The following is a 232-nucleotide window of genomic DNA, read 5'->3' as shown; positions in this document are numbered from 1 at the left end:
AATCTGTGATTACTAGAACTTGGACATTAACTGATGACTGTGATAATACAACAACACTTGTACAAACCATTACCATTGAAGATACTACAGCACCTACATTTACTGTACCTGCTGATATCACTATCGAATGTGATCAAGATCCTAATGAGCTTACACTTACTGGTGATGTAACTGATGAAGCTGATAACTGTTCTACTGGTCTAGAGGCTACATTCTCTGATGTTGTTGCTGA

At 37.5% G+C, this 232-nt stretch carries 1 protein-coding gene; it reads left to right on the top strand.

The features are described from left to right. The coding region (locus tag Q0876_RS15670; RefSeq protein WP_299229833.1) for a hypothetical protein at nucleotides 1-232 on the top strand (232 nt) is incomplete at both ends.

This window comes from uncultured Psychroserpens sp., assembly GCF_947503375.1.
In the GTDB taxonomy this organism is placed as follows: Bacteria; Bacteroidota; Bacteroidia; order Flavobacteriales; family Flavobacteriaceae; genus Psychroserpens.
This window is presented reverse-complemented; position numbering and strand designations above follow the sequence as displayed.